Here is a 13,730-nt window from a genome sequence, read left to right on the forward strand (position 1 = left end):
CGGGTGCTTTATGTCGAGCAATAAAAAGTCGCTGGAGATCGAGACCCTACGGGGACTTGCCTGCCTGTTGCTGGTGCTTTATCACGTGATAGGTCCTTTGGGCGGCGGTTTGAAAATAGACCTGGGCTCGCCTTTGCGGGTGATCGCTGACTCCATGGTTTATGTGCGCATGCCGTTGTTCACGTTTATTTCGGGCTACATCTATTCCATCTACAAAATCAGGGGGAATGACTTCTCCGCTTATTTTGTCGGCAAGGTCAGGCGGTTGATCGTGCCGTTGTTTTGCGTGGGGATTCCGTTTTCGGTGCTGCAGGCGATTGGGCCCGGGGTGAACAAGGACGTGGGACTGGTCGATGCATTGCTGTCGTTCTATGTGCCGGTCAATCACTTCTGGTTTTTACAGGCGGTGTTCATCATCTTTGTATTTGTCGGCCTGCTGGAGTGGCGGGGCCTGTTGCAGACAGCGAGGCGCTTGTACCTGTTGCTGGCGTTCGCGGCGCTGGTGTTTCTGCTGCCGCCCTTTGCGGTAGATGCGTTTGGCATCAATGGAGCGATCTATCTGCTGCCGTTTTTTGTGATGGGCATGATTGGCCATGAAAAGGTCAACGCGATAAGGCAATCACTCAAGGTGATCGGGCCGCTGGTATTCATGTTGATATCCTTGGCGCTGCTGTATGTGGCAGCGGTGGATCGCGAGTTGATTGTCGATCGCCGAAGCCTGGTCGGGTTGGTGGTGGGATGCGTGTCGTGCGTGGCGCTGCTGTCGAGCAACATGCGGGTGCAAGGGTTGATCTGGCTCGGTGGATATTCCTACGCGATTTTCCTGTTTCACGTGTTGTTTGCCGCCACTTCGCGATTTGCGCTGGGGCGCCTGGGCGTCAACGATGAAATGGTCCTGGTACTCAGTGGCGTGGCCTGTGGTTTGCTGGGGCCGGTGCTGCTGTCGAGTATTTTCAGCCGCTTTGCCCTCACGTCGACGCTGTTTCTGGGGGAGCGGGCAGCCCGTAGAAAAGCACCGGCCGCCGTTGCTGTATCGCAATCCTGATGATTGCTCGGATAAAGGAAGTGACACATGTTCGCAATCGATGACGTACCTCACGCGCCGGCTTCGGTGATCGAGGTCGGTGATGCTCGTGAACGGTTTGAGCAATGGCGCGCAGGAACGTCGGGGAAGGTGCTAGCCATCTCGGTGATCGGTGACAGCTACAGTGCCGGGCAAGATTTTTATCTGAACAGGCTCGTCCAGCGGCTCACTAAAGCGACGGGGTTTGCCGGGCCAGGCTATATCGGATTCAACCACGGCGCGGCGCTCGGCGGTACCCATTACAAATACACCCGAAGCAGCGAGAAGTATTTCGGCGGTGATTGGGCGGTGTCCCGTCTTGGCCAGGCGAGCCCCGACAGCCGCACAATCAGAGGCCGTCCCGGTGCTTATCTGGAGATAGATGCCAGTCCGACAGCCGCTGTTGATACGAGCATTGCCCAGGCGAAGTTACTCTACCTGGGGGACGGAGAAGCTAATCAGGTGCGCTACCGTTGGACGGCTTCTGGGCGGTGGCATTCATTGCAGATCGGGGGCTCAGGCGTCCAGGAAGTGCTGTTGTCCGGCGCGCCTGACACCGCCGAGTGGGCGTTCCGGCTTGAGGTGGTCAAAGGTGCGCCAACCCTGTTCGGCCTGTGGTTGAGCAATCACGAAGAGGGGGTCAGGGTGTCCAAGCTCGCGGCATCCGGCGCGGCATCTGCAGATTTCTACAACAGCGATGATCAGTGGCAGACGCAGTGGAAAGCAGTGGTGTCGAAGATTCCTGCGGACATGTACCTGATCATGTTGGGTGGCAATGACCAGGGGTTTGGCGTGAAACCTGAGCAGTATCTGCGCAACATTCAAGGTCTGGTGCGGATGGTGCGTGAGATTCAGCCTGCGGCGAGTATCAACCTGATCCTGCGTCAGGACACTACGCGCTCGAGTGCTTATCCGATGTCGGCTTACGCGCGGGTTCTGGAGCCGTGGGCACGCATGGAACACCTGGGTTACGCCGATATGCAGTGCGCGTTCGGTCTCGACTTCAAACGCTACGCCAGCGATGGCGCCGCGCCGATGATCGGCCCGGACAGCATTCACCCTATCCCCGGCTCGGGAGGGCGGGTGATCGCGGATTACCTTTATCGCCTGATTGTCGGTGGGAATGATGCGGTTTCGCCGCAGGACACCTGCGGCGCGGTGCGACAAGGTAATGGCCTTGAGAAGCGCAATTAACTCCAAGTAGATAAGGCTGTTGTGGCGAGCGGGCTTGTCCCGCGCTGGGCTGCGAAGCAGCCCCAGTAAGCCGAATGCGGTGTATCAGATACTCCGTGGCGGCTGGTTTCGAGGCTGCTTCGCAGTCCAACGCGGGACAAGCCCGCTCGCCACAGGGAAGTTCGTCAGTTTCTGAAAGTTGTGTAGAACTTCAGCTCAAAACAGCTCTTCAGTTTGCTGCGGGATACCGCTACACATGCCTTTCTCGAAGTGCTCCAACTGGCTCAGCAACTCCGCGGTTTTGAGGGGCATCAACAGTGGGTCACAGCGGGTTTCCACCGTGATGATGATGGCGGGATCGCTGCCGTGCATACGCGCGCGAAATCGCCAATCGCTGAAAATCACCTTCAGCCCGTCGCGTTCGTCAATATCCAGCGCCTGTTGGCTGTACAGCGATTTTAGATGGGTGAGAAGGGAGGCAGGGTCGAGCACCGGTCGACGGATTTCTCCGGAGGAGGGAAACAGCCCGATCCGTTCAACCATCAGTGTGGAACCCAGCCAGGCCCCGACGGGGGAGGGTAACGACGGATACAGTGACAACCAGGCCATCACTCCGACGTTACCCATCTGCCGTTCAATGTCTGCCGAGCGTTTTGCAATGTTCATAGTGGTCTGCCTGAATGACGATTGGCGACGGTTGTGTCGTGTGCGTAATGTGCTGAGGTGGCGCCCTGGTTAAAGGCCGTTGAGGTAGAGGTGCTCGTAACAAAAGTTGGTCGCCTCGACGTAGCCTTCCGCGCCGCCGCAATCGAAGCGTAGGCCTTCGAACTTGTAGGCCAGCACGAAACCAGCCTGCGCCTGCTTCATCAGGGCGTCGGTAATCTGGATCTCGCCCCCTTTGCCGGGCTGGGTATCGGCGATCAGATCAAAGATATCGGGTGTCAGAATGTACCGGCCGATGATTGCCAGATTGGACGGCGCGTCCTCCGGGCTGGGCTTTTCAACCATGTTGTTGACCCGGTAGACGCCTTCGGAAATCATCTCGCCAGCGATCACGCCGTACTTGTGTGTCTGATCACGGGGGACTTCTTGAATGGCCACGATCGAGCAGCGGTACTTCTTGTAGAGCTGGATCATTTGCGCCAGTACGCCATCTCCTTGCAGATTCAGGCACAAGTCATCCGCGAGCACCACGGCGAAAGGTTCATCACCGATCAACGGACGACCGCTGAGAATCGCGTGGCCCAAACCCTTCATCTCGATCTGTCGGGTATAGGAGAAGGTGCAGGTTTCGATCAGCTCGCGGGTCCCTGCGAGGAATTTCTCCTTTTCGGTGCCGCGAATCTGATGCTCCAGCTCATAGCTGATGTCAAAGTGATCTTCCAGTGCGCGTTTGCCTCGCCCGGTCACGATTGCCATGTGTTGCAGGCCGGCGTCCCGTGCTTCTTCTACGGCGTACTGAATCAACGGCTTGTTGACGATCGGCAGCATCTCCTTGGGCATCGCTTTGGTGGCCGGCAGGAAACGCGTGCCATAGCCAGCGGCGGGGAACAAACATTTACGAATCATAATTTATCCTGGTAGTCACGAATCACGGGTAACTTGAGGTGGGCAATAAGCAAAGATGATAAGTTTTACTAAACGACTACTTTAATACCTGAGATGGGTTGTTAATGGCAATTAGTGTCAGCTGTATAACAGTCGAATGTTATGAGTTGTCAGTCTGTGCCATGTTAGTTATTTTTCGTCGGTATCCGTTGATAGTGGTGAGCGTTTCATAGTGCTAAATAAGTACCCGCTAGTACGCTTGCCTGGCCCGAATATTTATCGGCGGCAGTTGAACTAACGGTACTGCTTGTTGTTATCGTGCCTGGTGCTCTGTGCGGTATTTTTTTACGCACCTCTAGTGCTGGGCGCTGCACAGCTTATTAAGCCCTTGATCCTACTATGGACCGCGCTATGAAGATTCTGGTAACGGGTGGCACCGGGTACATCGGCTCGCACACCACACTTGCGCTGCTTGAAGCGGGTTTTGACGTGGTGGTGCTGGACAATCTTTGCAACAGCTCCGACGCTGCGTTGCACGCCGTGGAGGCTATCTGCGGTAAAAGTGCGCAGATGATTCACGGGGATGTGTGCGACAGAGCGTTGCTGGACCGGATTTTCCAGCAACATGCCATTGATGCGGTCCTGCATTTCGCCGGGCTCAAGGCGGTTGGCGAGAGCGTGCGCAAGCCGCTTGAGTATTACGAAGCGAATGTCGGTGGCAGCCTCACACTGTGTCAGGCGATGACTGCCGCGGGTGTGTTTCGCCTGGTGTTCAGTTCATCGGCCACGGTCTACGGCACGCCGGAGCAGATGCCGATCAGCGAAGACCTGCCTACTGGCAGCCCCACCAATCCCTACGGCCAATCCAAGCTGATCGTCGAAAACCTGCTACGCGAGCTGTGTGCGGCGGAGCCGCGCTGGAGCATCGCCCTGTTACGCTACTTCAATCCGATCGGTGCGCATGACAGCGGTCATCTGGGTGAGGACCCCAACGGCATACCGAATAACCTGGTGCCTTACATCAGTCAGGTAGCGGTTGGCAGTCTGCAAGAGCTGTCGATCTTCGGTGACGATTACCCTACGGTGGATGGCACCGGTGTGCGTGACTATATCCACGTTGTGGATCTGGCGGACGGGCATCTGAAGGCGTTGCAGTCGATCTCGCAACGCACGGGTATCAATATCTGGAATCTCGGCACGGGCGATGGCTACAGCGTGTTGCAGGTGCTGCGCGCGTTCGAGCAGGCCTCAGGTCGGCCGGTGCCGTATCGGGTAATGCCGCGCCGCTCGGGTGACGTCGCCGAGAGTTGGGCAGACCCTTCCAAGGCCGCCCGTGAACTCGGCTGGAGGGCCACGCGCAGTTTGCAGCAAATGATGACAGACACCTGGCGCTGGCAATCGAACCACCCGAAGGGCTACCACGGATAAGGGCGCTGCCATTGTGCTCGCAGCGACTGTACTGAATGTTATAAATCGGCTGGAACGTTAATTATCGTCGGGAAATTCGGCTGGCAATGCATCCGGCAAATCCGTAGATATAAACCCTGCCGTTCGACATTTATTCGTCAGGTTTGACTGTGAATGAAAAACGGATCTTGTTCGCACTTTTTGCGACTTGAACTTTCCACCTCTAACCGAGTACCTGTTTTTTAACAGGCCCGAACGTTAGAAAAGGAGTTGATATGAAAAAAGTGATGGCAATTGCCCTGTTGTCGATGTTTGGCAACTGGGCGTCCGCAGCGGAAACACCGCTGACACTGGCAACCAATGTCGTCGGCAGCGTGGCAGCTTCACAAGCTCCTGCGGCCAGTACGGCAATGGTAGCGGGTGCAGTGGCGGCTTCCAACAGTGGCGGCAACGCCAACGGCGGTACAACCGGGACCACAGGTACTACCGGTACTACCGGCACCAGTAACTGAGAAACCCTGTAGGTGTAATACAAGGTCGCCCGATGAAAGTCGGGTGATCTTGTTTAGATTTGCCCTTGAATAGCGTAGTGCCATTATGACTCGTAGTTTTCCTTTTTTGATGCTGGCAAGTATCGCTTTGCAAGGTTGTATGTTTTCTCCGGGGCAACACCTGAGTACCAGCGATATCACGCGCCAAGGGGCCGGTGAAAGCAGTCGCGTCGAGTTGATCCCGATCACCCCCAAGCTCATCGCGATGGACAGGGCCACGCAAAAACGCGCATCGCTGCCCGCGGAACTGCTGGCGGCGCCTGCGGAATATCGCATCGGCAACAATGATGTCTTGTACATCACGGTCTGGGACCACCCCGAGCTGACGGCGCCTTCCGGTGCGCAGCAGCAGATCGATGCCAACGGGCGCCTGGTGCGTTCCGATGGCACCTTGTATTACCCCTATATCGGAGAAGTCCAGGCTGCTGGTAAAACCATCCAGCAACTGCGTTCGGACATCGCCTCAAGGTTGTCGGCCTTTATCGCGGACCCGCAAGTGGATGTCGCCATGTTGCGTTTCGCCAGCCAGAAGGTGGTGGTGTCGGGTGCGGTATCGAAGGCCGGTCCGCAACCGATTTCCACCAACCCGCTGAGTCTGGTCGAAGCCCTCGGTTCTGCCGGTATCGACCCGCTCAATGCGGATTTGTCCGGCTTGCTGCTGACGCGCGGCGGGCGGGTGTATCCGCTGAACCTCGACGTCCTCAATCAGCAGGATTCCGAATTGCAGAACGTCTACCTCAAAGGTGGCGATCAGTTGTATTTGCCCTACAACGATAACAAGCGCATCTACGTCATGGGCGAAGTCAATCAGCCGCGCGCGCTGACGTTCAAAACCGCCACCATGAACCTGTCTGACGTACTGGGCTCGGTGGGTGGGTTGAGCCAGACCACCTCGAACGGCAACGCGGTCTACGTCATCAGGGGCGTTGAGAACCTTGATGTGGAGCCGGCGAAAATCTATCAACTGCAAGCCGAATCGCCGACCGCCATGGCGTTGGCCACGCATTTCGATGTACGTCCCCAGGACATTGTCTATGTGGGCCCGGCCAATGTGACGCGCTGGAACCGTTTCATCAGCCAACTGGTGCCGTCGGCAGCCATCCTCGGGGCGGGGGCTTCGGCAGCGAAGAACCTGAATGATGCCAGCAGCAGTAATAAATAAGGCCTGGTCTGATTGTGAGAACGTTGAAACTTTGCGTCTGCGTGATAGCGGCCTTGTTGTGTGGATGTAACCCGCTGATGAACGCCTCTTTGACCAACTTCAAAGCGGCGGTGGGTGGACCCGATGATGTGCAAGTGACTGCGGCCCAGGTGGCGCAGGTTAACTTTCCCCAGCTCACATTGACCACGCCCACCGGCTCCGGGGTGTTGGCGATGGTGCGTGAGCGGGGCGACCTGCAGTTTTGGGTCGCGTCCGGCAAGCAGGTGCTGCTGCTGCGCGACGGGCTCGCGGTACGCACCGTCGGCCTGGGTTTCGAAGGTGACCTGGACGGCACGCGGCTCGCTGCGGCCTCGCCTTTCAAGCAAGGCCTGCACACGCTGCCTGATGGCTACACCAGCCAGCGCTGGATTGATCTTTACCAAGGCAGTGAGGTGGGTGTGACGTTGAACAGCCGCTTCTCCCGCAAAGCCATGGAAACCCTCGACATCCTCGACAAGGAATATGCCGTGCTACGTGTCGATGAGCACATCGACGCCCCGGCCATTGGCCTGCGTGCGACTAATCATTACTGGGTGGACCCGGTGGACGGTTTTATTGTGCAGAGCGAGCAGCAATTGACTACTCGACTGCGGGTCAAGATTGTCCAACTGACCCCTGAGCGCAGGTTTGCCCGTTGAAGCGGCTAGCGTTTCTGACGGCGTGCCTACTGTTGATCAGCAGCGTCAGCCAGGCAGCGGTCACCGTCAGTGGCGATGTGCTCAGCCCGGGGCCGGTTGATCTGCCGCCAGGCGGACGGTTGTCGGACGTGATCAGCGTCGCGGTGCCCAATGCCGAAAGCTATTGGCTGGCAGCCGCGTTGCTGCGCCAGTCATTAGTGGAAAAGCAGACTCGGCTGAAAATCGGGGTGCTGTTCGATTTACAGGTGTTGCAGCGTACAGCGTTGATTTTCGACAGACCCAGCCGGGCAAACCTGGCAATGCGTCTGTACGAACAAATCAATGACATGCCGGTCACCGGGCGCCAGGTCACGGTTCTGGACCCGGTTGCCATCGAGGTCGGGTTCGCCCGCAATGTTCGGTTGGATGACGGCGATCACCTCATCTATCCGTTACGCGTCGACGAGGTTGAAGTGCTCGGCGCCGTTGTCGAACCGTGCCGATTACCTTTCGTCGCGTTGCAGGAGGCCCGGGAGTATCTGCAAGGGTGCGCGACACTGGCCGACGCCGAGGCCGATTACCTGTGGCTGATCCAACCCAATGGCGTTACCCGGCAGGTCGGCATAGCGCCGTGGAATCGTGAGAGCGGGCAAGTGCCTGCCGCTGGCAGCAAGATACTGGTGCCGATCAAAAATGATGATCTTGATCCGCCTATTCCTGAACTGAATCAGCAGTTGGCCGAATTTCTTGCCACGCAGCTGGCTGAGGTGGTTCATTGAAATTACGTTTTGCAGCCGTATTGTTATTGCCCTGTGGTTTTGCTCATGCAGAGCCGCGTTTAACTCAGAATGATTTCGGTGGTGTGGGCTTGTTGCAGACGCCCACCGCCAGAATGTCCCCGGCCGGAGAGTTGAGCGTGAATGCCAACCGGACCGAGCCCTATAGTCGTTATAGCGTGGCGCTACAGCCGTTCGACTGGCTGGAAGGCGCGTTTCGCTACACCTCAATCACCGACCGCCGCTACGGCCCGGAATCCTTGAGCGGCAGCCAGAGCTACAAGGATAAGGCGGTCGACCTCAAGGTCCGCCTGTGGAAAGAAACCCACTGGACGCCGGATGTGGCGTTGGGGTTTCGAGACGTCGGCGGTACAGGCCTGTTTTCCAGTGAGTTCCTGGTGGCCAGCAAGCGTTATGACAATTTTGATTTCAGTGCCGGCATCGCCTGGGGTTACTTGGGTAATCGCGGCGATTTCGACAACCCGGCGGGGTGGGTCGACGATCGCTTCGAGACCCGGCCAGACATGGAAGGTACCGGTGATGTCAACGCTGGCGCCTACTTTCGCGGGCGGCCTTCGTTGTTCGGCGGCGTGACCTACCAGACGCCCTGGGACCGGCTCAGCCTGAAACTCGAGTACGAAGGCAACGACTATACAAACGAGCCCAGTGACAGCCTGATTAAACAGGATTCACCGATCAACCTCGGCGCGGTGTTTAAAGTCACCGACTCGATGGATATCAGCGCGGCCTGGGAGCGGGGCAACACCGCGATGTTCGGCCTCACCTTTCACACCAACTTCGCCAGCCGCAAGGCACCGGCCAAGTCCTTTGATCCGCCGGCGGAGCCGCTGCCGGTCAAGGCGCCAACCACCGCAATGGGGCAGGTCGATTGGCCGGATGTGTCCCGGCGCCTGCAGCAAAACGCCGGCTACAAGGTCGAGCGCATCAGCCAGCGTGGTCCCGAGTTAATTGTCTACGGTGAGCAGGGTCGGTATTTTCATTCGGCCAAGGCGGTGGGTCGAGCTAGCCGGATTCTGGACAACAGTGTCAACGAGGATATCGACTGGTTCACGTTGGTGAACAAGCGCTACGACCTCCCGTTGGAAGAAACCAGCGTGCCTCGCAACACCTTTCGCGAGGTGCTCAATAACGAAGAGCCGTTGCAAACGTTGCACCGCACCACCGAGATCAATCCGGCGATGCCGCACAACGAGAAGACCCTCTATACCGAAGCCCGCGACCCCTTCAGCTACGGCATGGGACTGGGCTTCAAACAGAACGTCGGCGGCCCTGACGGCTTCCTCTATCAGTTCAGTGCCGACGCGGACGCCGAGTATCGTTTCAACCGCAATACCTGGTGGAGCGGCATGCTCAGTGCCAATCTGCTGAACAACTTTGACGACTTTGATTACGACGCACCCAGTGGCTTGCCTCGAGTTCGCACGGATTTGCGTAAGTACCTGACAACGTCCGAAGTCACCATGCCGCTGTTCCAGTTCAGTCACGCCGAACAGTTGGACAAAGACCTGTATGGCATGGTCTACGGCGGCTATTTGGAGTCGATGTTTGCCGGGGTGGGGGGCGAGGTGCTGTTTCGGCCGGAGGGCCAGCGCTGGTCGGTCGGGGCGGATCTGAACTACGTGCGTCAGCGCGAATTCGACCAAGGCTTTGGACTGCGCGATTACTCGGTCGTCACAGGCCACATCACCGGCTATACGGACTTGCCCTTCGACACGCTCGCAGCGGTCAGTGTCGGACGCTATCTGGCAGGGGATTGGGGGACTACGATCGATCTTTCGCGAGAGTTTTCCAACGGTGTGCGGTTTGGTGCCTGGGCGTCGGTGACCACTGCCAGCGGCGCCGAATATGGCGAAGGTAGTTTCGACAAAGGCCTATACCTCTCCATCCCGTTCGACGAATTGATGAGCATGTCGACCATGCGCCGCGCCAACCTGGTCTGGGCGCCCCTGACACGGGACGGTGGCGCACGACTCAATCGCAGCTTCCAGTTGCATTCGATGACCGATAGCCGCGACAACGACATGTTCTACCGCAACTTCGAGAAGATCACTGAGTAAAGGTTGTCGATCTACAGGGCCAGCCGCCCTGTAGATCACATCTTTGGTGATCAGCATTGCCCGCGATGCGCAGGATCTTTTGCGCCCACCTGGTCCCGTCGATACCCTGAATCACAGCCACGAAAAAGGGGACTCTCGTCCCCTTGCGGCAGTGCGCCTTCGCTGCTCAAGCCATCAATAAATGTCCTTCGAGAGCAAGGTAAAGGGCGTTTTCAGCAGTATTTTGAGATCCAGCCACAATGACCAGTTATTGATGTACTTAAGGTCGATCTCGACGCGTTTCTGCATCTTGTCGAGGGTGTCGGTCTCGCCGCGGCAACCGTTGATTTGCGCCAGGCCGGTAATGCCCGGTTTGATTCGGTGGCGTGCCATGTAGGCAAGAATTTTCCCCGAGTAGTAGTTGTTATGGGCAATAGCGTGAGGCCTCGGGCCGACCAGGGCCATATGCCCTTGCAGCACGTTGAACAGTTGCGGCAGCTCATCGAGCGAGGTGCGGCGGATAAAGCGTCCGACGGCGGTAATGCGCGAGTCGTTGCGGCTGGCCTGCTTGACCTCATGGTCATCGTGCACGCGCATCGAGCGGAACTTCCAGACCTGGATCACCTTGCCATTCCAACCATGACGGTCCTGTTTGAAGAGGATCGGGCCGGGTGAGTTGAGTTTGACGGACAGCGCAATAAGCGCCAGTACCGGGCTCAGCAGGATGATTGCCAGCAGCGCCACGCTTTTTTCCAGCAGACTTTTGCTCAGTGCGGCGGTGGGCTGGCTGGTCAATGGGCTTTCATTCAAATAGATCGCCGGCAGACCGTCCACGACTCTCACCGAGTGATTGAGCAGCGTCAGGCTGTTCAAGTCCGGCACCCACACCACGTCGACGTTGGCGTCGAGCAAGTCGACATACATGGCTTCGATTTTTGCTGCTTCACTTAGCGGCAGGGTGATGTATAAGCGTCGGATATCATGGATGCCGATCAGCTCCAGCAGATCTTCCTGTGCACCCGCGATGCGTGGGGCGCCTGGCGCCAGTGGGGCTACGGCGCCGGTGCTGACCAAGCCGACCAAGGGTAAATTTTCGAGACTGCTCAGTTTCTTGGCCAGGCCAAGTGCAAGCTCGCCCGTGCCGACGATCAGCGTTCTATGCTCGCTTTTTCGCGACCGTTGATAGTACTTGGAAAATCCGTGCAAGGGCGCATACAGCAGCGCCTGTCCGAGAAACCCGAAGACCGCCCAGTTGAGAATCACCTGGCGGGAAAACAGTGCATCGGCTTTACAGATAAATGCCATGCAGGCCAGCGCAGCCATCGTCATGGACCAACCCATGAACAACCGTCCCAGTCCCGTCAGGTAACTGTCTCGTTTTCTGTATACACCGCTGAACGTATAGGCCGGAACCGAAGCCAGTACCGTCAATGCAGCGCACACACGGTAATAGAACTCGACCGTTCCGGTCTGCCGCTCGGCGAGTATGAACAGCAATGTCACGGCAAAGGCCTGCGCCAGTGCCCATTGACCCCAAAAGGTAAGTCCCTTCAGGCCGGTATTGCGATTGATACGAAGCGTACTTTCCATGCGATATCCCCTAAGACATCCATCCAAATATCGGCAGTCGAGACGCGAGTTGTTTAAGCCGGATTTGTTATTGTTTTAACTAATGTCCTGAAGCTAACAGCATCAAGAAGTCGAACTGTCGTCAGTCAATAGATTAAGTTATTGAGCAAGGGGGTTGTCTGACGAGTTCTAACAAGTGGCGAAGTGCCATTTTTCTGAAGGGAAATGTTGAGTGTTAGAAAACGTCGACAATGAATAACGTCGATAATTAACGAGGGGCGATGAGTAGGCGGGGAGGGCACAAACAAAGTGCGCTTTTTATTGTTGTAATCGCACTGTCGTATGTTTGTGTTAGAAGGGTATCAGGCAGGGTGTGTCTCGGAGACCACTTCCTGGATAAGGCAGTAACCGCGGTTTCTCACGGCGCGAAACAGGCGTTCACCTTTGCTGGCGCTTTTGAACTTGTCTTGCAACCTGCTCAAGCACATTTCCAGGCCGCGGTATTGCTCCGGTTGCCTGCCGATGCTGAGGATCAGTTCATCTCGGCTGACGACACGATCTTCATGATGGAGCATCTTCCTTACGAGGGTGGCTTCCAGCCCAGTCAAGTTAATCTCGACGTTTTCCTTAATCAGCACACTTTGATCATTGTCGAGCTGCCAGGCCTCGCTATAGAGAGCGCCATCTTCATGTTCGCGAGGTCGGTTGCTGAGTCCGGTTGGCGTTGGGGTGACGCAGGTTCGCCCCTCGGACTGCTCCGCCAGCCACTCTGCTTCAAGGGTGGCGAGTATTTTCTGTGTTTCATGTTCGATACGATGGGCGACGTTCTTCCTGCTCACGCTGGTGTATGAGAACCCCACCAGTACCGGGGGGGTATCTTCGATGAACATTTGCGCCTGGGAGGTACCAAACGAATTGAAACGCTTGCTCGAAAGTATGCTCTCAAGCTCACGTTGGGAGGTTGTGCTGTGAGTCACAACGACAAAATATTTTCTGGGGAGGGTTGTACTGATTTCCACGTCTCTCTCTCCTTAAGTGTTCACCAAATTTCGGCTAAAAGTTGACCGGCAGGGGAATAATCAAAGAACAGCGCCTAGGCCGATGAAGGCTCTCGATATGCTCTACGCGATCGGCTTTAAAAGAAATCTTGTTATTGTGGAATAGTGTCACCATGCAATCATGGGGGTTGTTGAGAAACTCAGGATTACCATTGAGTTTCAAGCACTGGTCCAGGGATGGGGTCGATACCTTGATGTAGTTTGGCTGAATCAGGGTGCTGAAGCTTGTTAGCGTCGTGCGTTGAGTACTGTAATCATTCAACGTGATTTCTATACCATGATTTTTTAAAAGGTACATATCAATAATATTGTTTTTTTTATATTTGGAACCCACTTCCCAGAGTGGGGGCGCATTGAGTGACATGACCACTGTATGGCGCAGGTCACGCAAGTTGTTGCCAGATCGGTGTAGCGCTTTGGATGGAAAGAATTTGGCAAGACGCGATTTGGACAGGCGGGGAAACATTCGGTTCAGATTTTTTTTGACGCCGGGCGATTGACGGTCGTTCCTCAGGTAAGACGTCCCGTGCGGCCGTGCCCATACCTCACAGCTTCCCTTGCATGAACGGCCCGGCGGCGTTGGGCGGTGCGCCTGCACCTTGATTCCCGCCTCGTTGGCAAGTAGGCGCTTATCGACTGACGCAAGCCTTGGGGGCTGGCAGCGATTCGGGGCCGTTGCAGGTGAGATACCTCCAATCGCATTCATGCCA

Annotated in this window: 13 protein-coding genes; 8 read left to right on the forward strand and 5 right to left on the reverse strand. The window is 56.7% G+C overall.

What is annotated here, in order from left to right; all coding sequences use genetic code 11:
• Positions 1 to 10 precede the first annotated feature (10 nt).
• Positions 11 to 1,045 (forward strand): acyltransferase family protein, encoded by a 1,035-nt coding sequence (locus tag BLU75_RS04715; RefSeq protein WP_084380670.1) that lies wholly within the window; start codon positions 11 to 13, stop codon positions 1,043 to 1,045.
• Positions 1,046 to 1,072: 27 nt separating this feature from the next.
• Positions 1,073 to 2,257, forward strand: coding sequence for an SGNH/GDSL hydrolase family protein (locus BLU75_RS04720; protein WP_084380668.1), 1,185 nt, complete (start codon positions 1,073 to 1,075; stop codon positions 2,255 to 2,257).
• Positions 2,258 to 2,452: 195 nt separating this feature from the next.
• Here BLU75_RS04720 and BLU75_RS04725 read toward each other — a convergent pair whose 3' ends face one another.
• Complete coding sequence (locus BLU75_RS04725) at positions 2,453 to 2,902, reverse strand: phosphohexomutase domain-containing protein (protein WP_084380666.1); 450 nt, start codon at positions 2,900 to 2,902, stop codon at positions 2,453 to 2,455.
• Positions 2,903 to 2,971: 69 nt separating this feature from the next.
• Positions 2,972 to 3,805, reverse strand: coding sequence for a UTP--glucose-1-phosphate uridylyltransferase GalU (gene galU, locus BLU75_RS04730; RefSeq protein WP_084380664.1), 834 nt, complete (start codon positions 3,803 to 3,805; stop codon positions 2,972 to 2,974).
• 390 nt (positions 3,806 to 4,195) lie between these two features.
• Here galU and galE point away from each other — a divergent pair, with 390 nt between their 5' ends.
• The 6 genes from galE (at position 4,196) to BLU75_RS04760 (ending at position 10,414) form a co-directional block, all read left to right on the forward strand.
• Positions 4,196 to 5,212: a UDP-glucose 4-epimerase GalE gene (galE, locus tag BLU75_RS04735; protein WP_084380662.1), complete on the forward strand. Its 1,017-nt coding sequence runs from the start codon at positions 4,196 to 4,198 to the stop codon at positions 5,210 to 5,212.
• A 254-nt stretch (positions 5,213 to 5,466) separates the two neighbouring features.
• Complete coding sequence (locus BLU75_RS04740) at positions 5,467 to 5,703, forward strand: hypothetical protein (protein WP_084380660.1); 237 nt, start codon at positions 5,467 to 5,469, stop codon at positions 5,701 to 5,703.
• 85 nt (positions 5,704 to 5,788) lie between these two features.
• Complete coding sequence (locus tag BLU75_RS04745) at positions 5,789 to 6,904, forward strand: polysaccharide biosynthesis/export family protein (RefSeq protein ID WP_231982611.1); 1,116 nt, start codon at positions 5,789 to 5,791, stop codon at positions 6,902 to 6,904.
• Positions 6,905 to 6,918: 14 nt separating this feature from the next.
• Positions 6,919 to 7,581 carry a YjbF family lipoprotein gene (locus BLU75_RS04750; RefSeq protein WP_084380658.1) on the forward strand — a complete coding sequence of 221 codons (663 nt, stop codon included), beginning with the start codon at positions 6,919 to 6,921 and terminating at the stop codon, positions 7,579 to 7,581.
• Positions 7,578 to 8,339 carry a capsule biosynthesis GfcC family protein gene (locus tag BLU75_RS04755; protein WP_084380656.1) on the forward strand — a complete coding sequence of 254 codons (762 nt, stop codon included), beginning with the start codon at positions 7,578 to 7,580 and terminating at the stop codon, positions 8,337 to 8,339. The genes BLU75_RS04750 and BLU75_RS04755 overlap by 4 nt, the downstream gene beginning before the upstream one ends.
• Positions 8,336 to 10,414 carry a YjbH domain-containing protein gene (locus BLU75_RS04760; protein WP_090221380.1) on the forward strand — a complete coding sequence of 693 codons (2,079 nt, stop codon included), beginning with the start codon at positions 8,336 to 8,338 and terminating at the stop codon, positions 10,412 to 10,414. Before BLU75_RS04755 ends, BLU75_RS04760 begins: the two co-directional genes overlap by 4 nt.
• 174 nt (positions 10,415 to 10,588) lie before the next feature.
• On the opposite strand, the gene BLU75_RS04765 is transcribed toward BLU75_RS04760, so the two are convergent.
• From BLU75_RS04765 to BLU75_RS27150, 3 genes are all read right to left on the reverse strand, one after another.
• Complete coding sequence (locus BLU75_RS04765; protein WP_084380654.1) at positions 10,589 to 11,983, reverse strand: undecaprenyl-phosphate glucose phosphotransferase; 1,395 nt, start codon at positions 11,981 to 11,983, stop codon at positions 10,589 to 10,591.
• 341 nt (positions 11,984 to 12,324) lie between these two features.
• Positions 12,325 to 12,981: a winged helix-turn-helix domain-containing protein gene (locus BLU75_RS04770; protein ID WP_084380652.1), complete on the reverse strand. Its 657-nt coding sequence runs from the start codon at positions 12,979 to 12,981 to the stop codon at positions 12,325 to 12,327.
• A 34-nt stretch (positions 12,982 to 13,015) separates the two neighbouring features.
• Complete coding sequence (locus BLU75_RS27150; RefSeq protein ID WP_130909177.1) at positions 13,016 to 13,726, reverse strand: hypothetical protein; 711 nt, start codon at positions 13,724 to 13,726, stop codon at positions 13,016 to 13,018.
• Positions 13,727 to 13,730: the final 4 nt, after the last annotated feature.

Origin of the sequence: Pseudomonas mucidolens (assembly GCF_900106045.1) — a bacterium.
In the GTDB taxonomy this organism is placed as follows: domain Bacteria; phylum Pseudomonadota; class Gammaproteobacteria; order Pseudomonadales; family Pseudomonadaceae; genus Aquipseudomonas; species Aquipseudomonas mucidolens.

Coding starts and splice junctions, on each gene's coding strand:
- BLU75_RS27150 (WP_130909177.1), bottom strand. CDS start 13,726: ATGAATGCGATTGGAGGTATCTCACCTGCAACGGCCCCGAATCGCTGC.
- BLU75_RS04745 (WP_231982611.1), top strand. CDS start 5,789: ATGACTCGTAGTTTTCCTTTTTTGATGCTGGCAAGTATCGCTTTGCAA.
- BLU75_RS04725 (WP_084380666.1), bottom strand. CDS start 2,902: ATGAACATTGCAAAACGCTCGGCAGACATTGAACGGCAGATGGGTAAC.
- galE (WP_084380662.1), top strand. CDS start 4,196: ATGAAGATTCTGGTAACGGGTGGCACCGGGTACATCGGCTCGCACACC.
- BLU75_RS04715 (WP_084380670.1), top strand. CDS start 11: ATGTCGAGCAATAAAAAGTCGCTGGAGATCGAGACCCTACGGGGACTT.
- BLU75_RS04740 (WP_084380660.1), top strand. CDS start 5,467: ATGAAAAAAGTGATGGCAATTGCCCTGTTGTCGATGTTTGGCAACTGG.
- galU (WP_084380664.1), bottom strand. CDS start 3,805: ATGATTCGTAAATGTTTGTTCCCCGCCGCTGGCTATGGCACGCGTTTC.
- BLU75_RS04765 (WP_084380654.1), bottom strand. CDS start 11,983: ATGGAAAGTACGCTTCGTATCAATCGCAATACCGGCCTGAAGGGACTT.
- BLU75_RS04720 (WP_084380668.1), top strand. CDS start 1,073: ATGTTCGCAATCGATGACGTACCTCACGCGCCGGCTTCGGTGATCGAG.